We start from the raw sequence: 24,398 nt of genomic DNA, 5'->3' as shown, positions 1-24,398 counted from the left end.
TCCCCGCCTTTCTCCCCCGGGGCGGGCGTCTCGCATCGAGCCGCTTCAGCTCCAATCCGGTCGGCGGTCGCCCATGCCGGGGTCGACTTCGAGTATCTTGCGCTTGCCGTCGAGGATGAAAGCGATGGCGCGCTTCAAGTCGGCGAGTGTGACGACCTGCTCGGCACCTTGGCGCATGGAGGCGTAGGACGCGGCCAGGAGGACCGCATTCTGGATGTCTCCGCCGGCCGCGCCCTCTGAGTATCGTGCCAGGTCCTCGACATCGACGTCGGCTGCCAGGGGCAGTTGGTGCGGGATGTGACAGTGCCAGATCCTCTCTCGCTGCTCGGTGGCGGGGAGTGGAAACTCGACATGCGCCAACATGCGGCGCAGGAAGGCGGTGTCGTAGTTTTTGACCAAGTTCGAGGCGAAGATGACGGCTCCGTTGAAGTTGTCGAGCTCGATCAGCGTCGTGCTGCGGGCAACATTGATGCTGTTGTCGGCCGATTGGGAGACATTGACCAGGCGCTTCCCAAGGATCGAGTCGGCCTCGTCGAAGAAGAGCAGGGCTCCGGTTTCCGCTGCCTTGGCGAAGGCGGCTTTGATGTTTTTCGGGGTCTCGCCGACGTATTTTGACTCCAGCTCGGCGTAGCTGATACGCAGGATCCGTTTGCCGAGAAGATGCGCGAGAGCATCGGCGGCAAGCGTTTTTCCGGTGCCGGGTGGGCCGAAGAAATTCAGCGCGACCCGGCGGCCCGTTCGCGCCACCGAGCTGAGGTTCCATGTCTCATAGATCAGGTCCTGGGAGATCAGGACATTGGTTGCCTCCCGGATGCGCTCGAGCGTGTCCTGGTCGAGGATGAGCTGGTCGAGCGTATGCCGGGGCTCGACCGGCTCGATCCCCTCCAGCCGTGTCTCCTCTTCCTCATCCGACGGGTTGGGGCCGGCGCTCCGGGCGGGCGTGGCGTCGGGGGCCGCGAGTTGTCGGGCCCGAGCGCCGTCCAGGGCCGTCTTCGACGGATTGAAGTCGACACGGATCCTGGGTCTGTGGAGGAGTCCGGGGAACTCGGAGGTTTCCAGCACACGCACCAGCCTTTTCAGGAAGGCATTCGACGCCGCCGGCTCGATCTCGACGGACGTGTCCCGGCCCTTCTCGAGACATCTGGGGCAATACAAGAGGGGCGCGCCCACCACCTCGATGAAATAATGACCCAGATTGGTCTTCTTGCCATGGTGCGACAAAACGAGCTCGCAACCATGTGTCGGGCAGGTCGGCGTCTTGCGCAGGAGCGACATGATCCTCGTGGACGGTGCTCTCACATGTCTGATATGTCAGGAGTGTTCCGCAGGCATGGCGGGTCGACCGCCGCGCGCGGTGCTCAACCGCTCTCAAAGACCAGGTTCAACATGGCCAAGGCTACGACGAGGAAGAGAATCGTCATGATGCCGCCAGCACGCATGAAGTCGGCCACGCGATAGCTCCCGGGCCCCATGATGAGTGCATTGACCTGGTGCGTGGGGATGAGGAACGAGTTCGATGTGGCAATCGCGACGGTCAAGGCAAACACGGCCGGATTGGCGCCGATGCCAAGTGCCATATTGACGGCGAGCGGCACGAGCAGGACGGTCGCGCCGACGTTGGACATCACCAGGGTGAAAAAGGTGGCGAGCGCGGCCAGGGAGGCCTGGACGACCCAGATGGGCACGTCACCGAGTGCCGCCAGGGTCTGTTGGGCGATCCAGGCGGCGGTCCCGCTGGCTTCTACCGCGAGCCCCAAGGGGATGAGAGAGGCCAGGAGAAAAACCGTTTTCCAACTGACCGATTGATAGGCCTCCTCAATGGAGAGCACTCCCGCGAGCACCATTCCCATCGCGCCCGTCAGGAGGGCGACTGACAGGCGCAAATCTGTGAACAGCACCAAACCCAGGGTCATGACGAAGAACAGCAATGCGGCGCGGACCTTGTGCGGGCGCAGCTCTTCATGGGGATACTCGGTCGTCACCACGACGAAATTGCGGTCCTGCTCCAGGCGGGCCAGGTCGGCCCAGGTCGTGTGGACCACTAAGGCGTCGCCGGCGACGAAGGGTGTGTTGCGGACGCCACCGGTGCTGAAGGTGATTTGAGTCCCGCCGCGATTGATCGCAAGGAGCGACAGGCCATAGGTCTTGCGCATCCAGATATCGCGAGCGGTCTTGCCGATGAGGCTGGAGCCGGGTGGGATCACGATCTCGGCGATGCCCGCCTTGGTGCTGGCCATCGCCTCGGCGAAGAGATCGAGGTCCGGCTTGACCTTGACCGCGTTGGCGTCGGCAAAGCGTGCGAGCGCCTCCTCGGCCCCCAATAGGCCGAGTGTCGTGCCCGCCGCGATGCCCAGTGAACGGTCGACACCGTCGGCGCCCAGGCGCAAGCCGTCTCCCTTCTCAACCGCGATGATCCGCACCCGCCAGGTTCGCTCGAGCTCGTCCACACTCATGCCGACCAGTGTGCTGTCCGGGAGCAGTCTCACCTCCCGGATCTCGAAATTGGACAGACCATAGGTGTCGGCGAAGTATTCGCTGGCGTCGCTGCCGGTCAGCATGTCGGTTCCGCGTGCCGGCAGCACCAAACGCCCGGCCAGGACGAAGTAGAGGATACCCGCGGTGAGCAGGGCGATCCCGATCGGGGTGACGTCGAACAGATGGAAGGTCTCCATGGGCGCCGTGTCCGCCGGCAGGGCCTTGTTGGAGGTGAGGATCAGGTCGTTCAGGAGGATCAGGGGGCTGGAGCCGACCATGGTGATGGTGCCGCCCAGGATCGCGCAGAAGCCCATGGGCATCAGCAGACGCGACATCGGCAGCCCGGTGCGTGCCGAGATCCGGCTGACCACGGGCAGGAAGAGGGCCGCCGCCCCGACGTTCTGCATGAAGCTCGAGATGCCGCCGACGGTTCCGGAGATGAGCGGGATGATGCGCGCTTCCGTGGTGCCGCCGACCCGCATGATGAAGCCTGCCACCGTCGACATGATCCCGGTCTTGTCGAGTCCGGCACCGATGATCATGACGGCGATGATCGAAATGACCGCATTACTCGCGAATCCGTCGAAGAGGTGCTCGACCGGGACCAGACCTTGCTCGAGTCCCATCAAGGGTGCCAGCAGCCCGGTCAGCCCGAGCAGGACCATGACGGTGATGGCGGCGACATCGACGGTGACGACCTCGAAGGCGAAGAGGAAGATGGTCAGGAGCAGGAAAGCGGTGACCCAGGCAATCTCGATCGTCGGAACGATACCGGCCAGATAGATGGCGACGAGGACGAAGACGGCGGCGGCGAGATCCTGCTTGGTCAAGGCTCGAAAGGCGGCGCGCATGCTTTGATATCCTCTGTGCGTTCCCGGCCGTTGCTCGTCTTGCGACGTGCTCGTGAAGCTTGCATGGGCCGGCGGGCGGCGCGCGGTCGAGCCTGTCGTTGCCGGGACGGACCGGCCACTCGCGTCGTGCAATATGGCGACCACCGACCGGGGCAGGTTGCGTCGGATGGACTGGCTGAGCATGATACCCAAAGGGGGCAGAGTCTTCCCGGTTTTCTTGGCCGGCGGCTATGATCGGCACGCCGAAGCCTGGCCGCCCTGACTGGAGCCGCTGCGCTGGGGCAAGCCATAGCGGTCCACCCGGCTCGCTGTTAGTCTCTGCTTGAGGTCTGACCGGAACAGGGTCTGGAGCCCCTATGGACATGACGCATCTCGCTCTGCGGATCCTGATCGGCGCGCTGTCGATCGGGTTGGCGCTGGCCTTGCCGGTGGCCGCGGCGCCCCCGGTCAACGTGGCCGCCGAGCTGGAACGTCTGATGGAGCAGTATGGATTCGAGATCAGAGGGATCGAGCTGACCGAGTCCATGGAGGGGCGCGCTGAGGGGGACGATCTGGTGGCGCGTCTGCGGATGCTCCTGGATGACTTCGATCACGTGATCGTCCAGCAGCAGAGCGGCGGGGTCGAGCGCATCATCATCCTCGGGGAGAAGGTCGCCGTCGTGGCTCCCCCGGTTGACGGCGATGCATCGTTTCCGTCGGAAGATGAGGCGCCTGAGGATGCCGAAGACGAGACCCCCGAGGAGCCGGTCGTCTTGCCGACACAGCGAGAGGGTACGTCGCACGCCGTGAGCGCCGGGCTTGAGGGGGCCAATGGTCGGCGGGTGCAGCGCGTCTTGTTGATCGACACAGGGGCGGACCATGTGGTCCTTCCTGCATCACTCATTGTGCCGCTGGGGATCTCGCCGAATGATCTGCGGCCTCAGAGTATCCAGACGGCAAACGGCATGGTGCAGGCGCGGCTCGGCACATTGACCGCTGTCTGGCTCGGGGACCGTCGTGTCGGCGAGGTATCGGCCGCCTTCATCGACGACGCCCGGCTCGGCGGAAACGCCTTATTGGGGATGAGCCTTCTGGGGCGTTTTCGCGTCACGATCGACGACGAGCAGAATCAATTGACGTTGACGGCTCGCTAGGAGCCTGCCGGACTGAGGGGGATCGAAGCGAGGGAGTGGGAGAGCGAGACCATTTCGTTCCGGTTTTGAGGTGCATAGTCGGTCTATGTCACGAGGAATCGGTCGGATATGGGCCGCTGTCCCGCCGGAGCAGCAGATCGGCCTCAAGTCAGACAGGCTCCTAGCCGCCGCAGGGGGTCGTCAGTCGGTTGATGGGCTGACGCAACGCGTTTGCCAGGCCCATCGGAGACCGTCTGTGCTGCCGGGTATTGATGAGGGGCTCTGGGTCCATGCGATCCTGATGGTCGAGCTGGTCGCCCAGGCCGGCACCACGGCACACCTGCTCCTCAGCCGGCGCGATGTATCCTCGACCGTGGGCTGGGCCGCACTGGTGATCCTGGCACCGATCCTTGGTCTGACGCTCTATTGGCTCCTTGGGATCAACCGAATCACCCGCAAGGCCCACCGGCTGCGCCCCGAGACATCGGCGGCCAGCGATCATGCCGAGCTGGTCGGGGAGCGCCGCGCCCATCGGGCGCTGCAGTCCGAGTACCCCAATCTGGCCCGCCTCGGGCATCTGGGCGACGCCTTGACCGGCCTGCCGCTCGTGGCGGGTAATCGGGTGGAGCCCCTGGTCGACGGCGACCGGGCCTATCCGCGCATGCTGGAGGCGATCGATCAGGCCCGTAAGACGGTCGGTCTCTCGACCTATATCTTCGACAACGACGCCGCCGGTGCGCTGTTTGCCGATGCCTTGGAGCGGGCGCACCGGCGGGGGGTATCCGTCCGCGTCCTGATCGATGGTGTCGGGCAGCGGTACAGTCGCCCGCCAATGCCACGGGTCCTGCGCCGCCGGGGTATTCCGACCCAGGCCTTCCTGGTTGCCTTGCTGCCGGTCAAGAGCCAGTACCTGAATCTGCGGAATCATCGCAAGATCCTGGTCGTGGACGGGCGGATCGGCTTCACCGGGGGACTCAACATCCGTGAGGGGTGCCTGCTGGCATCCCGGCCGCGCCATCCGATACGGGATCTCCATCTGCGGGTCGAGGGGCCGGTCGTGCGCTTTCTGGTCGAGGCGTTCGCGCTCGACTGGACCTTCACGACCGGCGAGCGGCTCGGAGGGGACTTATGGTATCCGGTGCTGGAGCCGATCGGTGCCACCCTGGCGCGTGGCGTGCCGGATGGCCCGGATGAAGACTTCGATATCATCCGGCGCATGATCCTCGGTGCCCTCACGACGGCGCGCTGGCGGGTGCGGATCGTCTCTCCCTACTTTCTGCCGGATCAGGCCCTGATCACGGCACTCAACGTCACGGCATTGCGAGGGGTCGAGGTGCAGGTCCTGATGCCCGAGCGCAACAACCTCAAGCTGGTGCAATGGGCGGCTCAGGCGCAGGCCGATCAGCTTCTGGAGGCGGGTTGCCGGATTTGGCGTTCACCGCCACCCTTCGACCATACCAAGCTGATGCTGGTTGACGATGCCTGGTGCTTCCTCGGCTCGGCCAACTGGGACCCCCGCAGTCTGCGGCTCAATTTCGAGTACAACCTGGAGTGTTATGACCGGTATCTGGCGCGTCGATTTCACGCGCTGCTCGATGCCAGGATCGCGGCGAGTCGCGAGCTCGGGATTGACGAGCTCGTCGGTCGTCCACTGCCGTTGAAGCTGCGCGACGGCTTCGCGCGGTTGTTTTCCCCGTATCTGTGAGGATCAGTGAGCAGAGGGCTTTTGGCGCTCCCGCCTAGATGATCACGGTCTCCTCCTCGTCATCCGGATCCAATGAATCACGGTACTGCTCCAACAGTGCCGCCGCGGCTTCCGGCGCGCCGAAGCAGGCGACGTGATAGAGCGCCTCGCCTTCCGTGACCAGTGGGAGGTTGGTGCGCCCGATGACGATCCCGCTGACGGGTGCGAGGACCGGCTCATCGACCGGGCGGAAGGGGTCGGTGATGATGCCGAGGGTCTCGCCCTCGTTGACGTGCGCGCCGAGGGGTGTGAGTGACAGCAGGACGCCGCTTTGTTGGGCTCTGACCCAGATGCTGGCGTGCGCGACGAGCGGCTCGTGGGCAATCGTCCGACGAGCGTGGGTGGCTCGGATCATGCCGAGGTGGCGCATCACCCCGAGGATGCCGCGCAGTCCGGCGCGCACCGCGAACTCGTCGAAGCGCAGGGCCTCGCCCGCTTCATAGAGCAGCAGTGCGATGTCGCGTGCTACGGCCGCCGCGCGTAGCGAGCCGGGGCGGACCTCGGCATCCAGGATCACCGGTGTCTCGAAGGCCTTCGCCAAGGCCGGCATGGCATCGCTGGCGCTGAGTGTCGCACGGATCTGCGGGAGATTCTCGCGGTGAATGGCACCCGTATGGAGATCGATCCCGTGGGTCGACCCATCGACCACCTCGCTGATCAGGGTCGCGGCCAGGCGCGCGGCGAGCGAGCCCTTGTCGGAGCCGGGAAAGCTGCGATTGAGGTCCCGCCGGTCGGGCAGGTAGCGCGACTGGCGCACATAGCCGTAGACATTGACGACGGGGACCGCGAGGAGGGTGCCGCGGAGCTGCCGCAGGGCCTTCTGCAGCAGCAGACGCCGGATGATCTCGACCCCGTTGATCTCGTCGCCGTGAACCGAGGCGGTGATAAACAAGCGGGGCCCCGGACGCCGTCCCTGGATCACGTGCACCGGCATGAAGACCGGCGTCGTCGTATAGAGATTGGGTAGAGGGATATCGACGCGGCTGCGCTCACCGGGTCGGATCTCGCGACCGGCGATGGTGACGGTGGGATCGGTCATCGGCTGGCGTCCCTGGCGAAAGACCCCCGGATCTTGTCACGAAACCGCCATCATTCGCCATGGCTGCATCGTCTAACCCTGCCCGCGGGTGCGCGTCTTGCCGAGTGCGGCGTTTTTCTCGATGAACTGGATCATCTGGCCGGCAATGTCCTTCCCGGTGGCGCCTTCGATTCCGGCGAGTCCGGGCGACGAGTTGACCTCCATCACCACCGGCCCATGATTCGAGCGGAGGATGTCGACACCGGCGACGTTCAGACCCATGATCCTGGCCGCTCGCGTCGCGGTCGAGCGCTCCTCGGGTGTGATGCGGATGAGGGAGGCGCTCCCGCCGCGATGCAGATTGGACCGGAAATCACCGACCTTGGCCTGCCGTTTCATCGCCGCCACCACCCTGTCGCCGATCACGAAGCAGCGGATGTCCGACCCGTTCGCCTCCTTGATGTACTCCTGAACCAGGATGTTGACCTTGAGGCCCATGAAGGCCTCGACCACGCTCTCCGCCGCCTGCTGCGTCTCGGCCAGGACGACACCGATCCCCTGAGTGCCCTCCAGCAGCTTGATGACCAGGGGGGCACCGCCGACCATCTTGATCAGATCCTCGACATCGTCTGGGGCGTGCGCGAAACCGGTAATCGGCAGCCCGATACCCTTGCGGGAAAGGAGCTGCAATGAACGGAGCTTGTCGCGGGCGCGCGTGATCGCCACCGATTCGTTCAAAGGGTAGACACCGAGCATCTCAAACTGGCGCAGGACCGCCGTGCCGTAAAAGGTCACGGAGGCGCCGATGCGCGGGATCACGGCGTCAAACCCCGTGAGCTCTTCGCCGCGATAGTGAATCGACGGCGCGTGCGAGGTGATGTTCATGTAGCAGCGCAAGACGTCGACGACCTTGGTCTCGTGTCCCCGACCACGCGCGGCCTCAACCAGACGGCGGGTCGAATAGAGGGCGGGGTTGCGCGAGAGGATGGCGATTCTCATGGGGATGCAGGGGCGCGCAGGGTCGCGATGAGCATGGCGGCGACGCCGACACTGATGGCGCTGTCGGCGACGTTGAACGCCGGCCAGGGATTGAAGACGGCAAGTGGGATGAAGGGAAGATAGACTTGGATGAAGTCAACCACATGACCGAGCAGAGCGCGGTCGATCAGGTTGCCGAGGGCCCCGCCGATCAACAGTGCCAGGCCGAACGCAAGCAGCCCCTCGCCGGACCTCAATCGGAGCAGCCAGGTTGTCAAGGCGGCGGTGACGGCTAGGGCGACGAGGGCGAACAGCCAGCGCTGCCAGCCACCGGCATCGGCCAGCAAGCTGAAGGCGGCCCCCTCGTTGAACATCAATGTGAGGTTGAGGTTCGGGATCAGCTCGATCACCTCGAAGGGCTGAAGCATCGCAAGGACCAGCCGCTTGGTGGCCTGATCCAGGACCAGGACCAGGAGGGAGAGCCACAGCCAGTGCTTCATGGCGGCGCCAACCAATCGCCGATGACCGCGGGCCACGGTCTCGGGCGCGATGGGCCGCGGTGGTTGGGCCTCAGGCATAGCGTCGCGTCTCGCCACTGCCGGCGACGTTCTCCACGCAGCGTCCGCACAGGCCGGGGTGGTGCGGATGGTCCCCGACGTCCGGCCGGTGATGCCAGCAGCGCACGCACTTGGTGTGTGGCGACGGGACGACGCGCACCGCAAGTCCCTTCAGGTCGGTGTCGGTTGCCTCCCCTGGGCGACCGCTCGATGGGTGCAGACGGACCTCGGAGGTGAGGAGAGCGAAACGCAGCTCGCCGCTCAGGCGCGCGAGCAGCGCGTGGAGCGGCTCGGCGCAGTAAAGATCGAGCTCGGCATCGAGCGATGAGCCGATCTCGCCGGCTTTGCGGGCGGCCTCCAACGCGGGTCCGACGGCGACGCGGGCGGCGATCACCTGCTCCCAGAACTCAGCGTCCATGGGATCCCCTCGATCGAGCGCAAAAAGCCCATCGTACCAGGTCTCGACGAAGACGGTCTCGCTGCGTGCCCCGGGCAGATGCTGCCAGATCTCCTCGGCGGTGAAGCTGAGGATGGGCGCGAGCCAGCGGCTCATCGCCTCCGCGATGTGGTACATCGCGGTCTGGCAGGAACGTCGCGGCAGACTCTCCGCTTGGGTGGTGTATTGGCGGTCTTTGATGACGTCGAGATAGAAGGCGCCCATGTCGACGACGCAGAACTGCTGGACCTTCTGGCAGATGAGATGCAGCTGGTAATCATGATAGGCCGCGCGGACCTCGCCCTGGAGTCGGAAGGCGCGGTCGACCGCCCAGCGGTCCAGCTCGAGCATGACCTCGGGGGCCACGCGGTCGCGCGCCGGGTCGAAACCGTTGAGATTGGCGAGTAGGAAGCGTGCGGTGTTGCGGATGCGCCGGTACGCGTCCGCCGTCCGTTTCAGGATCTCGTCGCTGACGCTGATCTCTCCGCGGTAGTCGGTGGCCGCGACCCAGAGCCGGATGATGTCCGCGCCCAGGGTCTTCATGACATCCTGTGGGCTGACCACGTTGCCCTTGGACTTGGACATCTTCTCGCCCTTGGCATCGACCGTGAAGCCATGGGTCAGGACCTGCCGGTAGGGGGCGCGGTCGTGCATCGCGACCGAGGTCAGGAGCGAGCTCTGGAACCAGCCGCGGTGTTGATCTGAGCCCTCGAGGTAGAGGTCGGCGGGGGAGTGGAGCCCCTCGCGGTGCTCGAGCACGCAGGCGTGTGTCACGCCTGAGTCGAACCAGACATCGAGCGTGTCCTGCACCTTGTCGTATTCGGAGCCTTCCGACTCGCCCAGGAGATCGGCCGGATGCAGCTCGAACCAGGCCTCGATCCCGTGTTTCTCGACGCGGCGGGCAATCACCTCGATCAGCTCCCCGGTCCGAGGATGCAGCTCGCCGGTCACCTTGTGGACGAGCAGTGTGATCGGCACGCCCCAGGTGCGCTGGCGCGAGACACACCAGTCCGGGCGGCTCTGTACCATGCCCTCGATGCGGCTCTGACCCCAGTCGGGCATCCAGGTCACATGGGCGATCTCGCGCAGGGCGCTCCGACGCAGCCCCTGCTTGTCCATGCTGATGAACCACTGGGGGGTCGCGCGGAAGATGATGGGTGTCTTGTGGCGCCAGCAGTGGGGGTAGCTGTGGGTAAAGCGCGTCTCCAGCAGCAGCGCACCCTTGGCCTTCAGCGTCTCCAAGACATGCTCGTTTGCCTGGAAGACATTCTCGCCGGCGAAGAGGGGCGTGCCTGCCAGGAAACGACCGTCGCCGCCCACCGGGTTGTCGACCGGCAGGTGATAGCGCTGGCCGACGACATAGTCCTCCAGACCATGCCCGGGCGCCGTGTGGACGGCCCCGGTGCCGGCGTCGAGCGTCACATGCTCGCCGACGATGACCGGCACCGTCCGGTCGTAGAAGGGGTGCAGGAGCTCGAGTCCCTCGAAGTCGATGCCGCGGCCATAGCCCAGCACCCGATAGTGCTCGATGCCCCAACGATCCATGGTGTCCTTGAGCAGCCCCTCGGCGACGATGAGGCGTTCGCGTCCTTGCGCCGACTCGACCTGCACGACGACGTAGTCGAGCTCCGGATTCAGTGCCACGGCCTGGTTGGCTGGAAGCGTCCAGGGCGTGGTGGTCCAGATCACCACCGCCGCCGGCCCCTCGCCGCAGCCGCTCGGCGTGGCGTGACAGCGTGCCGCCAGCACCTCGGGCTCGGCCACGGGGAAACGCACATCGATCGCGATCGATTGCCTGTCGGCGTATTCGACCTCTGCCTCGGCCAGGGCCGAGGCGCAATCGATACACCAATGCACCGGTTTGAATCCCTTCTGGAGATGCCCGTTGGCGATGATGCGCCCGAGCGAGCGGATGATCTCGGCCTCGAAGGCAAAGTCCATGGTGAGGTAGGGGTGGTCCCAGTCGCCGAGGACGCCGAGCCGCTTGAAGTCCGCCCGTTGGCCTGCGACCTGCTCGGCGGCGTATTCGCGACAAGCGACGCGAAACGCCGCGGCACTGATCTGGTCGCCGGGCTTGCCCTTTCGCTTCTCGACCTGTAGCTCGATCGGCAGGCCGTGGCAGTCCCAGCCAGGGACGAAGGGTGCATCGAGACCATCGAGGCCGCGCGCCTTGACGATGATGTCTTTCAAGACCTTGTTGACCGCATGACCGATATGGATCTCGCCGTTAGCATAGGGCGGGCCGTCATGCAGGATGAAGGGTTTGGCGCCGATGCGCGCCGCTCGGACCCGCGCGTAGAGCCCCATCGACTCCCAGCGTCTGAGCATCTCGGGTTCGCGCTGGGCGAGGTTCGCCTTCATCGGGAAACCCGTGTTGGGGAGGTTCAAGGTGTCTTTGTAGTCGGTCACGTCGCTCTGTCTCGATACGTCTGAGGGGGCTCGCGCGGGGACACCGGCTCCGGCTCCGGGGCGAGGGATGGACGATTGTGGCTTGCCGGGCGCGAAGAGGCAAAGGCCAGGCCGTTATTGCGGCAAGCCTGGAGGACGCGTCCGCGCACGGCCTGCGCTGGGTGGCGAGCATCCGAGTGCGATCCGCGCCTCGTGAGCGGCTGCCGCCTGATTCCTATCGGTCCGAATCAGGCGCGGTCTGGCGAACTGCGGACGCCGAGATACTCGCGCGCGACCTGGGCATCCAGCTGGATCTGCTGCTTGAGGGCATCGAAGGACGCGAATCGCTTCTCGTCGCGGAGCTTGAGCCTGAATTCGACCTCCAGATGACGACCATAGATCTCTTCGTCGAAGTCGAAAAGATGCACCTCGAGGCGGTAGTCTTTCCCATTGACAGTCGGGCGGGTTCCGACATTGGCGACCCCGGGGATGGGTGTCGCGTCCAGCCCGCGCACGAGCACAGCGTACACGCCGCGCAGCGGGCTGCAGCGGCGATGGAGGTCGATGTTCGCGGTCGGGAATCCAATGCCGCGTCCCCGTTTGGCCCCGTGCCCGACGCGGCCCTGCATCCGATAGGGTCGTCCGAGCAGATGGCGGGCGTGCTCCAAGTCGCCGCGACCCAGGGCCTCGCGCACCCGGGTGCTGCTGATCCGCTCGGCCCCGTGTGTGATCGTGTGCAGGTCCTCGACCTCGAAACCGGAGGGCGCGGCTGATTTCCCCATCGCATGGAGCAGCGCGTAGTCGCCCTCGCGACCATGACCGAAGCGAAAGTCGTCCCCGACCAGGAGGAAGCGCACGGCGAGTCCGTCGAGCAGGAGTCGCTGAACGAAGTCGCGTGCGCTCATCTTGGCGAGCCTGGGGCTGAATTCCAGGAGCATCACCCGTTCGATCCCGCAGTCGCCCATGGCGCACAGCTTCTCGCGCAGGCGAGTGAGGCGCGCCGGTGCCGCCTCCGGCGCAAAGAATTCCATCGGCTGGGGCTCGAACGTAATCACGGTCGCGGGCAGACCCAGCTCCCGCCCGCGGGTCTGCAGCCGCCTGAAGACGGTCCGGTGACCCAGGTGGACGCCGTCGAAGTTGCCGATGGTGGCGACGCAACCCCGGTCGGGCGGGCGCAGGTTATGTAAGCCTCGGATGAGCCGCATTGCTGTCGACGGGCGAGAACCAAAAGACCAAGTATACGCGAGCCCTGCGGTGGCTCGACCCGGCGGGGCGATGGGCCGGGACGCGATACCCCGCTCTCGGAGCTGGCCGGGCCCGCTCGAGCTCGGCTCGTCCGATCATTCCCGACCCATGAAGTGGCGGGGGCGGATTCCCATCGCGAGCAGGGCGCCTGCATAGACCGCTGCTCCGACCAGGATCCACATCGCCAGCCGCCAGACGCGTTCAGTCAGACCCATCTGGATCCAGTCCGCGAGCACGCCGAGCCCGACAAAGAGAACGCTCCCCATCAAGAGGTTGGCCACCACTCCCTTGAGCAACAGCGCGATCCAAGCGCGTGTGGGGCGCCAAATCGCTTCCTTGAGCAGGCCCCGGAGCAGCAGGCTGGCGTTGGTGATGGCCGCGATGGTGGTGGCCAGGGCGAGTCCGGCATGGCCGAGCGGGAACATCAGGATCAAGTTGAGCGTCATGTTGACGAGCAGCGAGATGACCGCAATTCGGACCGGCGTCTTCAGATCCTGACGGGCATAGTAACCGGGCGCCAGGACCTTGATCCCCATGAAGGCGACCAGTCCGATCGAGTAGGCCATCAGGCTCAGACTGGCCTTCTCGACGTCGTCGGCGCCGAACTCTCCGGAATAGAAAAGGGTGGCGATCAGGGGACCGGCGAGGACCAGCAGCCCGACGGCGCAGGGTACCCCGAGCAGCAGGACCCAGCGCAATGCCCAGTCGAGGGTGTGGGAGAAGGCCACCGGGTCGTCCGCCGCGTGACGCTGCGACAACCGGGGCAGGATGACCGTCGCGAGGGCGACCGCGAGGATGCCCAGCGGGAACTCCATCAGGCGGTCGGAGTAGTAGAGCCAGGAGATGCTCCCGGTGACCAGGAAGGACGCTAACAGGGTATCCAGAAGCAGACTGATCTGGCCAACCGACACGCCGAGCAGGGCCGGCACCATCAGCTTGACGGTCCGCCGCACCCCGGGGTCCTTGGTGCCCAGGCGAGGACGGGGCAGCAGCTTGAGCTGCGCCAGAAAGGGGATCTGAAATGCCAGCTGGGCGATGCCGGCGATGAACACACCCCAGGCCAGGGCGACGATCGGCCGCGCCATCAGCGGTGCGAGGTACAGCGCGCAGAGGATCAGCGAGATGTTGAGCAGAACGGGCGTGAAGGCCGGGATTCCGAACCGCTCGTAGGTGTTCAGGATGCCGCCGGCAAAGGCCGTGAGCGAGATGAACAGCAGGTAAGGAAAGGTCAGCCGCAGCATCTCGGCGGCCAGCTCCAGCTGCGTCGGATCGCCCGCGAAACCCGGGGCGAAGAGGAGGATCAGGACAGGCGCCCCGAGGACGCCGAGCAGCGTCACCAGCATTAGGACCACGCCGAGCGTGCCGGCCACGGCATCGACATAGGCTTTGAGCGCAGCGAAACCTCGTTTTTCCTTATACTCGTTCAAGACTGGGACGAACGCCATGGAAAAGGCGCCTTCGGCGAAGAGTCGCCGCATGAAGTTTGGGATCTTGAATGCGACGAAGAAGGCATCTGTCCCGGCGTCGGCACCGAAGATACGTGCGACGACCAGATCGCGAACGAAGCCGAGGATTCGCGACAGCAGGGTGTTGCTACCGACCTTGGCGATGGAGGCGGCGAGTGAGGCCACGGCAGATGCGACTCCGCAAAAAGCGCGGATTATAGGGGGCTGAGGAGCCTGCGGCGATTGGTCTTTGCAGGGCGGCTCCGCCTGCTCTGTCCCGGCGCGATGCCCCGGAGTGCTGCTCGGTCAGTTGCTGTCTGCGATCGTCGCCGAGCTGACCCGCCGACCCCTGACGATCGCGGCCCGCTCGGCCTGCGGCCGGGGTCCCTTGGCCTCCCGTCTTCGCGAGGAGCCGCCAGCTTGTTGACATCGCCGTCGGGGGTATGGACAATGCTCGGTCTTTAAATTCGATGAACGAGTCGAGTCGCCGGACCTCCAGGAGACGCCCTTTGGCCAACTCACCACAAGCCCGCAAGCGCGCCCGTCAGGCCGAGAGCCGCCGCCAACAGAACGCCTCGCAGCGCAGCACCTTGCGCACCTTCATGAAAAAGGTGGTCAAGGCCATCGAGGCGGGGGACAAAGAGGCGGCCGTCCAGGCCTTTAAGGATGCGGTTCCTCGGATCGATCGCGCGGCCCGCAAAGGACTGATCCATGCGAACAAGGCGGCTCGGCACAAGAGCCGTATGAATGCGCACATCAAGGGCATGGGCTAGTTGCATTCAAGGGCCGGTCTCCGGCGCATGATCGAGAACCGGCTGTTGAGGCCGGTTTTTTTTGCCTCGCTCGGGCAGTGAGGCGATTCTCGGAGGTGCTCCGGCCCTACGACGGGCGCCGCCCATAGGCGAGCACGAGTAGAAGTGTGCCGAACAGGATCATGGGCGTGGTCAGGATCTGACCCATGGTCACCCAGCCGAAGGCTAGATAGCCGATGTGCGCGTCCGGTATCCGGACGAGCTCGACGGCGAACCTGGCCAGCCCGTAACCGAGCAGGAACAATCCCGAAACGGCCATCATCGGGCGCGGCTTGCTGGAAAACAGCCAGAGGAGGGCGAAAAGCGCGAGCCCCTCGAGTGTCGCCTCGTAGAGTTGTGACGCATGGACCGGCGGGCTCCAGACAGCTCCTTTTGGCAGATCCGCACAGTGGGCCGGAAATTCCAGGCACGGCAGGCGCATCCCCCAGGGAAGGTCGGTTCGGTGACCCCAGAGCTCGCCGTTGATGAAGTTGCCGATACGCCCGGCGAAGAGTCCGAGGGGCACGAGGGGGGCCACGAAGTCGCTGACCTGGAAGAACCGCAGCTGGTTGCGACGCGCGAAGAGTAGGATCGCGATGAGCACGCCGATGAGTCCACCGTGGAACGCCATGCCGCCTTCCCAGATCTTCAGGATGCTCAGTGGGTCAGCATCGATCTGGTCGAGCCCATAGAAAAGCATGTACCCGAGGCGGCCGCCGACGATCGTCCCGATGACACCGTAAAAGATGAGGTCATCGACCATCTCCGAGGTCCAGCCAGACTGGGGGCGGGCGGCGCGCCAACGGCCAAGGATCCAAGCCGCCGCGAATCCGACCAGGTACATCAACCCGTACCAGTGGATCCGCAGGGGGCCCAAGGCGAGGGCGACCGGGTCGATATCGGGGTAGGTCAGCATGGCGCCTAGTATACAGCGCCGTTGACGTTCTTTTGGAGCTCAGTCTTGCGCCGAGCCAAGCCACTGGTCAGGCTCGGCGCATCGACTTGTTGGGGTTTCGAAGCAAGACGTAGACCGCGCCGGTCCCGCCGTCGCGTCGCGCGGCGGAGCAGAACGCCAGGACCTCCTCGTGGAGACGCAGCCAGTAGTTGACCTTCTGTTTCAGGATTGGCTGACGGCCCGATGAGCGGTGACCTTTGCCGTGAATGATGAGGGCGCAGCGAATGCGGCGCCGGCCGCACTCGGCCAGGAATTGCCCGAGCAGCTCGCGGGCATGGTCCGCATGCAGTCCGTGCAGGTCGAGCTCTAGCCCGATCTCCATGCCACCTCGCTGCAGCTCGGCGACGAGGCGCCGCTGGACGCCCGGGCGCGAGAACAGCAGGAAGTCATGGGTTTCGATCTCCGATTCGGACAGATGCCGCATGCCTGCCTCGCGCCACTCGATCGGGCGGGGTCGCGGGATGGGCGGCGGCCTGCGGCGATCGGGCTCCACATGGTCGTGCAGGATCGGCTCGGCGTCCTGGACGTGTTGCCTAAATAATTCCAAATCAGATTGTTGGATTTGTTTCTTCATGTCTGATCGGGGTATGGTATCGACCTGGCCCGGGTCGCTGCTGATCGGCTCCCACCGCGCGCCTCTGGTCCCGTGCAAGGCGGCCCGTCGCCTGAGGCACGGAGCCCGGCATGCTCGAGGCCGGCGGGGCCTGCCAGAGCGGGCGTTCTGATCACCCGGACCGGGCCGTCGTTTATCGCCGCAGTATATCAGCCCGGGCGAGGACGCTCGCCCGGGGTGCTGGCCCGGGTGGTTTTGAGTATTATCGTGGCGACGTCGGCTCGATCAGCAGGCAGGCATCGTCCCGGGGGCAAGGCGGCGTTCCCGACGCACGGCGACAGCGCGGTCGGGACCTCACGCGCGATGAACGATGAAGCGGATGTCATGAAAATTCTCGTCAGCAATGATGACGGTTATCAGTCACCGGGCCTCATCATGCTTGCCGACGCGCTGTCGGGGCTCGGCGAGGTCATTGTCGTGGCGCCGGAGCGCGATCGCAGCGGGGCGAGCAACTCCCTGACCCTGGATGTCCCGCTGCGCGCCAGCCGGATGGCGAACGGGTTCATACGGGTCGATGGGACCCCGACCGACTGCGTGCATCTCGCCTTGACGGGACTGCCTGGCATCGATCCGGACATCGTGGTGGCGGGGATCAACCATGGGCCGAATCTGGGCGACGACGTGCTCTATTCGGGGACCGTTGCCGCGGCGACTGAGGGCCGCTTTCTGGGTCTGCCCGCAATCGCCGTGTCCATGTCCTCGCACGAGCCACAGCATCTGGAGACCGGCGCCGCGGTGGCCGTGCGCCTCGTGTCCAGGCTGCGAGAGGCCCCGCTCGAGTCCAGCATCATCCTGAACGTCAACGTTCCGGACATCCCCTACGATCAGCTGAAGGGATTCGTGGCGACCCGCCTGGGTCACAGGCACAAGGCGGAATCCGTGATCCCGGCGGCGGACCCGCGTGGGCGCCGAATCTATTGGGTTGGTCCCGCGGGGCCGGAGCAGGACGCCGGTCCCGGGACGGACTTCTCGGCGGTGCGCGGCGGCTGCGTCTCGATCACACCTCTGCAGGTGGACCTGACCCGGCACAGCGCGCTTGAGCCGCTGCGGCAATGGCTGGGGACGAGTCGGTGACCGCCGGCGCTGTGCATCGGGGCATCGGCATGACCTCGGAGCGAACCCGGGCGCGGCTCATTCAGCGCCTCGAAGAGGCAGGGATCCGGATGCCCGAGCTCCTCGAGACGATGCGCATGCTGCCGCGCCACCTGTTCGTCGACGAGGCGCTTGCGAGCCGCGCCTACGAAGACTCGGCGCTCCCCATCGGCCACGGCCAGACGATCTCTCAGCCATACACTGTCGCTCGCATGACGCAGGCGCTGATCGAGCAGCGCAGGCCCGATACCGTCCTGGAGATCGGGACCGGTTCTGGGTTCCAGACGGCGGTTCTGGCGTCCCTGGTGCGGCGGGTGTACAGCGTAGAGCGTGTTGACGAGCTACTTGAGCGCGCACAGAGTCGGCTGCGGCTCCTGAAGTTTCGTAACATCCGCTTTCGACATGGCGACGGCTCGCTCGGTTGGCCCGAGTATGCGCCTTTTGGAGGTATCCTCGTGACCGCCGCGCCGCGCGGTGTCCCGCGAAACCTGGCCGAGCAGCTGGCGCCGGGCGGCATCATGGTGCTGCCGATCGGAGAAGGGGACGCGCAGGTGCTGCTTCGGGTCACGCGCAGCGAAGCGGGCTTTGAGCACGAGGTGCTCGAGCCCGTCAGTTTCGTTCCTTTGGTGGCCGGGGTGTCTTAGGGGCATCCATGACTGGGATCGGCTGCCCCTGGACAACATCGGCGCGCGAGTCCCGCTCCCCCGGATCAGGAGCGGGCTCCGAGCCGCTTCATCTCGCTGTCACGGACACGACTGAGTCGGACGTTGCGCTGAATCAATCTGGGTAAGCGCAGGTCCAAGAAACGAGTCGGGCTCCCGGGAGCGCTCGACTCCGGTGCAGGGGTCCTGGGCCATCGGCCCCTAGACATGGAGCGCGACCGGCCGATGCTCGGGCGTGCGCGAATCGAAAGGAGTAGAGGATGCCCGCCTCAGACCACGTGCAGGCGCGCCGCCCCGGGCATTGGCCGCTCGGGGAGGCTGATCTTCGCAGCGCAGCCGGGATGGCGGGGCGCTGTCTGATTCCGGCAATGTGCCTCTGCCTGGCCGCGATGCTCTGGGGATGCGCGGCCAGGGGACCGGCACCGATGGGCGGCTGGGATTGGACGGGCCCGGTCCCCGAGGGCTATTACCTGGTTCGTCAGGGAGACACCCTGAGCGAGCTCGCGGAACGGCGTGGTGTGCGCCTCGAGACCTTGGCGCGTTGGAATCGGCTCAAGCCTCCCTTCACCATCTACGTCGGTCGACTGCTTCGGGTCGAGCCGCCCGACGGCTCGCCGGTCCCTCGGCCTGCCCCGGCACCGAGCCGGACTGCTTCCGATCCTGATACGGCTGCGCCGCGGGTCGACGCGGGAGCGGGTTCCGGTGCATCGCCGCCGCCGAGCAACGCTGCCGGAGCCCAGGCCGCCCAGCCTCCCGCGCGCGAGGATCGGGGCGTCAGCCCCCGCAGCGACTCGGGCGTGATCTGGGAGTGGCCCCTTGGTGGGCCGCTCGCGCAAGGTTTCCGCAGCGGGGACCGGACCCGTCAAGGCATCCGTATCCGCGGGCGCGCGGGAGACCAGGTCAAGGCCGCGGCGGATGGCCAGGTGGTCTATGCCGGCGGTGGACTCAAGGGTTACGGTAACCTTATCATCGTCAAGCATAACGACAATTACCTGAGCGCGTACGGCTTCAACCGCAGGCTGTTCGTCAATGAGGGGGATCGCGTCAGGCGCGGACAGGCGGTTGCGGAGGTGGGTCAAGCAGCCGGGGGAGGCCCTTTGCTGCATTTCGAGATCCGCCGAGATGGCACTGCCGTCGACCCGTTACTCTACCTACCGCCGCGACAGTAACCCCGTCTGACCGCACAGAGGGCGATGTGGATGCCAAGCGCTGATGGCCGTGTTACGAACGAGAAAGCATCCGACCTCGATAGCGAGCTGCTGCTCGGTGAGGACGCGGAGCCGATCGAGGACGAGGACATCGATGCGGAGGACGCCGATGAGCCTGAACAGCCCGAGCCGGAGGCACCGGAGCTGGTCGAGCGATTCAGCTCGGGCGATGGCGACTTTGATGCGACGCGCATTTACCTCAACGAGATCGGAGAGTCCAAGCTCCTGACGGCTGAAGAGGAGATCGAGCTGGCGCGTCTGGCGCAGGACGGTGACAACCCCGCCCGCCATCGCATGATCGTCAGCAATCTCAGGCTTGTCGTCAAGATCGCGCGGCGGTATCTGAACCGCGGCCTCCCTCTGTTGGACCTCATCGAAGAGGGCAACCTCGGATTGATCCGGGCGGTCGAGAAATTCGACCCCGAGCGAGGTTTCCGTTTCTCGACCTATGCGACCTGGTGGATCCGCCAGACCATCGAGCGGGCGATCATGAATCAGACCCGCACCGTGCGTCTGCCGATCCATGTCGTCAAGGAGATCAACATCTATCTCAAGGCGGCACGCAAGCTCGCCCAACGTCTGGACCACGAGCCGACCACCGAGGACATCGCGGTCCTGCTCGACAAGCCGATCGGCGAGGTCAAGCGGATGCTTGGGCTGAACGAGCGCATCGCCTCGGTGGACACGCCCTACAGCAAAGACGCCGACAAGCCGCTCGTCGACATGCTCCAGGATGAGGCGGCCGATGACCCTGCGGATCGCATCCAGGACACCGATATCCAGGCCAATCTCGAGCATTGGCTCGGGAAGCTGAACGCGAAGCAACGCGAGGTGGTTGAGCGCCGGTTCGGTCTGCACGGCCACGAGCATTCGACACTCGAGAATGTCGCCCAGGAGCTCGGTGTCACCCGTGAGCGGGTTCGTCAGATTCAGATGGACGCCTTGCGCCGGCTGCGCGACATCCTCGAAAAAGAAGGGTTCTCGATCGACGCCTTCTTCAAGTGAGACGCTGGTCTCCCTCCGTCCCTTTCGGCCCGCGATCGTTCGCGTTGGCGAAGCCGATCGGCCGGTGACATTGATCCAGGTCAATGTTTTTCGCGGGATGTGCCGCACCCATCAGGTTCGATGCCGCAGTGGCAGGTTGACTTTCCGGGCGCGATCCAGTGTCATGGCGCACGCGATGTCGCGGGACGCATTGACATAACGAGACGGCCGGATCGCCTTATCATCCTTGTTGTTTTCCCGATGTTTTCTGGGAGGGTCTAATGGAAGCCAGTCTGGAGCAGAAGTACAACTTCGACGTTGTACGCTGGTTCACGGTCATGGCCGTCGCCTATCTCGTGGTGGGCGCTGCCGTCGGGGTTTATATCGCAGCGGAGTTGGCTTGGCCGGCGCTGAATCTCGATATTCCCTATCTTTCCTTCGGGCGTCTGCGCCCCCTGCATACCAATGCCGTCATTTTCGCCTTCGGCGGCTCGACCCTGATGGCCACCGCCTTCTACACGGTACAGCGCACCTGCGGCACACGCCTCTGGAGCGACAAGATGGCCTGGTTCACCTTCTGGGGCTGGAACCTGGTGATCGTCCTGGCGGTCATCACCCTGCCGCTTGGCCTGACCCAGTCCAAGGAGTATGCCGAGCTCGAGTGGCCGATCGACATCCTGATCGCGGTCGTCTGGCTCTCCTTCACGATCAACTTCCTCATGACGATCGCGACCCGGAAAACCTCGCACATCTATGTGTCCAACTGGTTCTTCCTGGGCATGATGGTGATGATCGTCTATCTGCACGTTGTCAATAGCCTGGCGATTCCGGTTGGCCTTTTCAAATCCTATTCCGTTTTCTCGGGCGTCCAGGACGCCATGATCCAATGGTGGTGGGGCCATAACGCAGTCGGTTTCTATCTGACCGCCGGTTTTCTGGGCATCATGTATTACTTCGTGCCCAAGCAGGCCGGACGGCCCATCTACTCCTATCGGCTGTCGGTCATCCACTTCTGGGCACTCATGTTCGGGTACGTATGGCTGGGTGCCCACCACCTCCAGTACACCGCATTGCCGGACTGGACCGGGTCGCTCGGCGCGGCGATCTCAATCGCCATGATCATTCCGTCCTGGGGCGGTGCCGTGAACGGCATGATGACGCTGTCCGGGGCCTGGGACCGTCTGCGGACCGACTACGTCCTGCGATTCCTGATCATCGCGCTCGCTTTCTATGCGATGTCGACCTTCGAGGGACCTGTCATGTCGCTGAAGACGGTCAATGCCCTCTCCCATTACACCGACTGGACGATCGGCCATGTCCACTCCGGGGCGCTGGGCTGGGTTGCCGGCATCTCCATCGGGGCCATCTATCATCTGATGACGCGCCTCTACCACACAGAGATGTACTCAGTGCGCCTGATCAATTTCCATTTCTGGACCGCAACGATCGGCACGGTGATCTATATCGTGGCGATGTGGGTCTCCGGGATCATGCAAGGGTTGATGTGGCGCGCCTATGACGAGTACGGCACGCTGGCCTACACCTTCGTCGAGTCGGTGGACGCCATGCACCCCTACTACGCGATGCGCACCGTGGGCGGTGCCATCTTCCTGTTCGGTGCGATCGTCATGCTCTTCAACGTCTTGATGACCGTCCGCAAGTCTCTGTCCGAGGGCAGCCTGAATAAGGCTCGCGCCTTGCCGGCGACGGCCTGATTCCGGGAGGATTGAAGCGATGGCTGACAAGAAGACGAAGCCGAAGACCTTCCAGGAATGGATGGAGGTCAACATCTGGGGGCTGCTGGTCGTCCTGGCCCTGGTCTTGTCCGTGGGAGGGCTGGTGGAGATCGTTCCGCTCTTCTACATGAAGAACACCATGGAGCATCACACCTATCCCGAGATCGTCTGGGACAAGGTGGGCCAGGAGCCGATCGTCTCCGTGGACGAGAACGGACAGCAGCAGTGGAACTGGAAGACGGGCGAGGGCATCCGCCCCTATACGCCTCTCGAGCTGGCGGGGCGGGACGTCTATCAGCGCGAGGGCTGCTATCTGTGCCACTCGCAGATGATCCGTCCATTCCGGGACGAGCGAGAACGCTACGGGCACTACTCCCTGGCCTCCGAGTCAATGTTCGACCACCCGTTCCAGTGGGGCTCAAAACGGACCGGGCCTGATCTGGCGCGCGTCGGCGGTAAATATTCCGACGAATGGCAGCGACAGCACATGCGTGCGCCTCGCTCGGTCGTCCCGGAGTCCGTGATGCCGGGGTACCCGTGGCTGGATGATGCGTATGTCAACGGGAAAAAGATGCAGCGGCACATGCGCGGCCTGCGGATGGTCGGCGTTCCCTATACCGACGCCGACATCGAAGCCGCGCCGGCCGTGGTCGATGGGAAGACTGAGCTGGATGCGCTGGTGACCTACCTGCAGGTGCTTGGGACCATGGTCGCGCTAGACGAGTCAAAGACCTATCGTGACTAGCCTGAGCGAGCACTTGCAGACCGATTGGCAGGCGATGACGGCGAATGACTGGATCGGGACGGTCCTCACCGTCGTCATCTTCCTGCTGATGATCGGCGCCTACTTCTTCGTCTTCCGTCCCAAGAATCGGGATCGACTCGAATCCATGAAGCACATCCCGTTCGACGAGGACAACCAGAACACCGGAGACCAACATGGCCGACAATAACCCCTTTCCTGGTGAGAACAACACTGGGCACGTCTGGGACGATAACCTTCGGGAGCTGGCAAACCCGCCGCCAGGCTGGTGGATGCTCGGATTCTGGGCCTCCATCCTGTTTGTCATCGCGTACTCGATCCTCTATCCAACCTGGCCGATTGGTCAGCAGGCGACCCCCGGCATCCTCGGCTGGAGTCAGATCCAGGAATATGATCGCGGCGTCGCCCAGGTCGCGGCCAAGCGGGGGCCGTTCGAAGAGCGGATCGCCGCGATGACGGCCGAGGAGATCATTGCCGACCCCGGTCTCCTGCAGTACACGCTGGCGTCGGCGAAGGTCCTGTTCGGGGACTACTGCTCCGCCTGTCATGGCAGCGGGGGGCAGGGCAACCCCGGATATCCGGTCCTGGCGGACGACGACTGGCTCTACGGCGGCTCGCTCGCCAAGATCAAGGAAACCGTCACGAACGGGCGCAAGAGCGCCATGACCGCGCACAGCACCATCCTCACGGAGGCTGAGGTCGATGCCCTTGCAAACTGGGCCGTCGAGATGTCCGAGGGTGGTGAAGGAAGTCCTCAAGGTTGGGAGCTGTTTCGTGCCAAGGGCTGTACCGCGTGCCACGGTGAAAAGGCCAATGGCGTGCTTGCAGAGCTGCCGGGCGGGGAGATCGTAAGCGTCGGCGCCGCGAATCTGACCGACAGCATCTGGCGCTTCGAGCCGGGCGGGCTCGAGAGCGCGAGGCATACCATCCTCTACGGCGTCAACCAGCCAGGCGTCCCGGAGACGCGTGACGCGGTGATGCCAGCCTTCGGATCGGTCGCCAAGGTCGAAGACGTCGAGGTTCGCAAGCTTGGCGACCAAGACATCAAGAAGCTGGCGATCTACGTGCATCAGCTCGGCGGCGGTGGATGACGCGGTCTTGAGGATGGGCGGACGGGCGTAGCCTTCCGAATACAACGAGAGGAGATGGGGAGGAGCTAGACATGACCGGCGGACTGACCTGGGATTTTGTGACCTGGATGTCTCTGGCGATGGTCTTGATCGCAATCCTGATCATCGTGTTTCTGGTCTACAAGGTTGTGACCTTGATGAATCGCGACGCGGAGGCGCATAGGACCAAAGAGCATTAAAGGCGTCGGGAGTGGTGTCATGTCATCGAGGGGGGG

Annotated in this window: 22 protein-coding genes; 12 read left to right on the top strand and 10 right to left on the bottom strand. The window is 64.8% G+C overall.

What is annotated here, in order from left to right; all coding sequences use genetic code 11:
* Window positions 1-45 precede the first annotated feature (45 nt).
* Window positions 46-1,275, bottom strand: coding sequence for an ATP-binding protein (locus LJE61_RS13890; RefSeq protein WP_296913682.1), 1,230 nt, complete (start codon window positions 1,273-1,275; stop codon window positions 46-48).
* An 83-nt stretch (window positions 1,276-1,358) separates the two neighbouring features.
* Entirely contained in the window at window positions 1,359-3,326 is a 1,968-nt protein-coding gene (locus LJE61_RS13885; protein ID WP_296913685.1) for an SLC13 family permease, read from the bottom strand.
* Between the two features lie 362 nt (window positions 3,327-3,688).
* On the opposite strand from LJE61_RS13885, the gene LJE61_RS13880 reads away from it, so the two are divergent.
* Together LJE61_RS13880 and cls are read left to right on the top strand one after the other, a co-directional pair.
* Window positions 3,689-4,459 (top strand): retropepsin-like aspartic protease family protein, encoded by a 771-nt coding sequence (locus LJE61_RS13880; protein WP_296913688.1) that lies wholly within the window; start codon window positions 3,689-3,691, stop codon window positions 4,457-4,459.
* Between the two features lie 280 nt (window positions 4,460-4,739).
* Complete coding sequence (gene cls / locus LJE61_RS13875) at window positions 4,740-6,143, top strand: cardiolipin synthase (protein ID WP_519972669.1); 1,404 nt, start codon at window positions 4,740-4,742, stop codon at window positions 6,141-6,143.
* Window positions 6,144-6,177: 34 nt separating this feature from the next.
* On the opposite strand, the gene LJE61_RS13870 is transcribed toward cls, so the two are convergent.
* From LJE61_RS13870 to murJ, 6 genes are all read right to left on the bottom strand, one after another.
* Window positions 6,178-7,221: a succinylglutamate desuccinylase/aspartoacylase family protein gene (locus LJE61_RS13870; protein WP_296913695.1), complete on the bottom strand. Its 1,044-nt coding sequence runs from the start codon at window positions 7,219-7,221 to the stop codon at window positions 6,178-6,180.
* Window positions 7,222-7,293: 72 nt separating this feature from the next.
* A complete protein-coding gene (gene rimK / locus LJE61_RS13865) occupies window positions 7,294-8,199 on the bottom strand; it encodes a 30S ribosomal protein S6--L-glutamate ligase (protein WP_296913698.1) in 906 nt (301 codons plus the stop codon).
* Window positions 8,196-8,678, bottom strand: a complete 483-nt coding sequence (lspA, locus tag LJE61_RS13860; RefSeq protein WP_296913700.1) for a signal peptidase II — start codon at window positions 8,676-8,678, stop codon at window positions 8,196-8,198. Before lspA ends, rimK begins: the two co-directional genes overlap by 4 nt.
* 70 nt (window positions 8,679-8,748) lie before the next feature.
* Window positions 8,749-11,580, bottom strand: a complete 2,832-nt coding sequence (gene ileS / locus LJE61_RS13855; RefSeq protein ID WP_296913703.1) for an isoleucine--tRNA ligase — start codon at window positions 11,578-11,580, stop codon at window positions 8,749-8,751.
* A gap of 227 nt (window positions 11,581-11,807) precedes the next feature.
* Complete coding sequence (gene ribF / locus LJE61_RS13850) at window positions 11,808-12,764, bottom strand: bifunctional riboflavin kinase/FAD synthetase (protein ID WP_296913706.1); 957 nt, start codon at window positions 12,762-12,764, stop codon at window positions 11,808-11,810.
* A gap of 135 nt (window positions 12,765-12,899) precedes the next feature.
* Entirely contained in the window at window positions 12,900-14,435 is a 1,536-nt protein-coding gene (gene murJ, locus LJE61_RS13845) for a murein biosynthesis integral membrane protein MurJ (protein WP_296913708.1), read from the bottom strand.
* 323 nt (window positions 14,436-14,758) lie between these two features.
* On the opposite strand from murJ, the gene rpsT reads away from it, so the two are divergent.
* Complete coding sequence (gene rpsT / locus LJE61_RS13840) at window positions 14,759-15,022, top strand: 30S ribosomal protein S20 (RefSeq protein WP_296913710.1); 264 nt, start codon at window positions 14,759-14,761, stop codon at window positions 15,020-15,022.
* 106 nt (window positions 15,023-15,128) lie between these two features.
* On the opposite strand, the gene lgt is transcribed toward rpsT, so the two are convergent.
* Entirely contained in the window at window positions 15,129-15,956 is an 828-nt protein-coding gene (gene lgt, locus LJE61_RS13835) for a prolipoprotein diacylglyceryl transferase (protein ID WP_296913713.1), read from the bottom strand.
* A gap of 67 nt (window positions 15,957-16,023) precedes the next feature.
* Window positions 16,024-16,569: a Smr/MutS family protein gene (locus LJE61_RS13830; protein ID WP_296913716.1), complete on the bottom strand. Its 546-nt coding sequence runs from the start codon at window positions 16,567-16,569 to the stop codon at window positions 16,024-16,026.
* Between the two features lie 363 nt (window positions 16,570-16,932).
* Between LJE61_RS13830 and surE the strand changes: the two genes are divergently transcribed.
* The 9 genes from surE to LJE61_RS13785 all read left to right on the top strand — a co-directional run bounded on the left by surE (window position 16,933) and on the right by LJE61_RS13785 (window position 24,362).
* Window positions 16,933-17,682, top strand: coding sequence for a 5'/3'-nucleotidase SurE (gene surE / locus LJE61_RS13825; RefSeq protein ID WP_296913718.1), 750 nt, complete (start codon window positions 16,933-16,935; stop codon window positions 17,680-17,682).
* Between the two features lie 29 nt (window positions 17,683-17,711).
* Complete coding sequence (locus tag LJE61_RS13820; RefSeq protein ID WP_296918686.1) at window positions 17,712-18,344, top strand: protein-L-isoaspartate(D-aspartate) O-methyltransferase; 633 nt, start codon at window positions 17,712-17,714, stop codon at window positions 18,342-18,344.
* Window positions 18,345-18,622: 278 nt separating this feature from the next.
* Window positions 18,623-19,531 carry a peptidoglycan DD-metalloendopeptidase family protein gene (locus tag LJE61_RS13815; protein ID WP_296913725.1) on the top strand — a complete coding sequence of 303 codons (909 nt, stop codon included), beginning with the start codon at window positions 18,623-18,625 and terminating at the stop codon, window positions 19,529-19,531.
* 30 nt (window positions 19,532-19,561) lie between these two features.
* Window positions 19,562-20,575, top strand: a complete 1,014-nt coding sequence (rpoS, locus tag LJE61_RS13810) for an RNA polymerase sigma factor RpoS (RefSeq protein WP_296918684.1) — start codon at window positions 19,562-19,564, stop codon at window positions 20,573-20,575.
* A gap of 260 nt (window positions 20,576-20,835) precedes the next feature.
* On the top strand, window positions 20,836-22,269 hold the full coding sequence (gene ccoN / locus LJE61_RS13805; RefSeq protein ID WP_296918682.1) for a cytochrome-c oxidase, cbb3-type subunit I: 1,434 nt from the start codon (window positions 20,836-20,838) through the stop codon (window positions 22,267-22,269).
* Between the two features lie 19 nt (window positions 22,270-22,288).
* Window positions 22,289-23,035: a cytochrome-c oxidase, cbb3-type subunit II gene (gene ccoO / locus LJE61_RS13800; protein ID WP_296918680.1), complete on the top strand. Its 747-nt coding sequence runs from the start codon at window positions 22,289-22,291 to the stop codon at window positions 23,033-23,035.
* Window positions 23,028-23,243 (top strand): cbb3-type cytochrome c oxidase subunit 3, encoded by a 216-nt coding sequence (locus tag LJE61_RS13795; RefSeq protein ID WP_296918678.1) that lies wholly within the window; start codon window positions 23,028-23,030, stop codon window positions 23,241-23,243. Before ccoO ends, LJE61_RS13795 begins: the two co-directional genes overlap by 8 nt.
* Entirely contained in the window at window positions 23,230-24,144 is a 915-nt protein-coding gene (gene ccoP / locus LJE61_RS13790; protein WP_296918676.1) for a cytochrome-c oxidase, cbb3-type subunit III, read from the top strand. The genes LJE61_RS13795 and ccoP overlap by 14 nt, the downstream gene beginning before the upstream one ends.
* A gap of 71 nt (window positions 24,145-24,215) precedes the next feature.
* A complete protein-coding gene (locus tag LJE61_RS13785) occupies window positions 24,216-24,362 on the top strand; it encodes a hypothetical protein (protein WP_296918674.1) in 147 nt (48 codons plus the stop codon).
* The last annotated feature ends 36 nt before the right edge of the window (window positions 24,363-24,398 follow it).

Origin of the sequence: Thiocapsa sp. (assembly GCF_022340925.1) — a bacterium.
Lineage (GTDB): Bacteria > Pseudomonadota > Gammaproteobacteria > Chromatiales > Chromatiaceae > Thiocapsa.
Note: the sequence above shows the minus strand (reverse complement) of the source record. Positions and strands in the feature narration are given on the sequence as shown.

Bases quoted from the DNA above. Each gene is read 5' to 3' on its own strand.
- ccoN (WP_296918682.1), top strand. From the start codon at position 20,836: ATGGAAGCCAGTCTGGAGCAGAAGTACAACTTCGACGTTGTACGCTGG.
- lspA (WP_296913700.1), bottom strand. From the start codon at position 8,678: ATGAAGCACTGGCTGTGGCTCTCCCTCCTGGTCCTGGTCCTGGATCAG.
- lgt (WP_296913713.1), bottom strand. From the start codon at position 15,956: ATGCTGACCTACCCCGATATCGACCCGGTCGCCCTCGCCTTGGGCCCC.
- ribF (WP_296913706.1), bottom strand. From the start codon at position 12,764: ATGCGGCTCATCCGAGGCTTACATAACCTGCGCCCGCCCGACCGGGGT.
- cls (WP_519972669.1), top strand. From the start codon at position 4,740: ATGGTCGAGCTGGTCGCCCAGGCCGGCACCACGGCACACCTGCTCCTC.
- rimK (WP_296913698.1), bottom strand. From the start codon at position 8,199: ATGAGAATCGCCATCCTCTCGCGCAACCCCGCCCTCTATTCGACCCGC.
- LJE61_RS13885 (WP_296913685.1), bottom strand. From the start codon at position 3,326: ATGCGCGCCGCCTTTCGAGCCTTGACCAAGCAGGATCTCGCCGCCGCC.
- LJE61_RS13890 (WP_296913682.1), bottom strand. From the start codon at position 1,275: ATGTCGCTCCTGCGCAAGACGCCGACCTGCCCGACACATGGTTGCGAG.
- LJE61_RS13785 (WP_296918674.1), top strand. From the start codon at position 24,216: ATGACCGGCGGACTGACCTGGGATTTTGTGACCTGGATGTCTCTGGCG.
- LJE61_RS13870 (WP_296913695.1), bottom strand. From the start codon at position 7,221: ATGACCGATCCCACCGTCACCATCGCCGGTCGCGAGATCCGACCCGGT.
- LJE61_RS13815 (WP_296913725.1), top strand. From the start codon at position 18,623: ATGCCCGCCTCAGACCACGTGCAGGCGCGCCGCCCCGGGCATTGGCCG.
- LJE61_RS13820 (WP_296918686.1), top strand. From the start codon at position 17,712: ATGACCTCGGAGCGAACCCGGGCGCGGCTCATTCAGCGCCTCGAAGAG.
- surE (WP_296913718.1), top strand. From the start codon at position 16,933: ATGAAAATTCTCGTCAGCAATGATGACGGTTATCAGTCACCGGGCCTC.
- ccoP (WP_296918676.1), top strand. From the start codon at position 23,230: ATGGCCGACAATAACCCCTTTCCTGGTGAGAACAACACTGGGCACGTC.
- LJE61_RS13880 (WP_296913688.1), top strand. From the start codon at position 3,689: ATGACGCATCTCGCTCTGCGGATCCTGATCGGCGCGCTGTCGATCGGG.
- rpoS (WP_296918684.1), top strand. From the start codon at position 19,562: ATGCCAAGCGCTGATGGCCGTGTTACGAACGAGAAAGCATCCGACCTC.
- ccoO (WP_296918680.1), top strand. From the start codon at position 22,289: ATGGCTGACAAGAAGACGAAGCCGAAGACCTTCCAGGAATGGATGGAG.
- LJE61_RS13830 (WP_296913716.1), bottom strand. From the start codon at position 16,569: ATGAAGAAACAAATCCAACAATCTGATTTGGAATTATTTAGGCAACAC.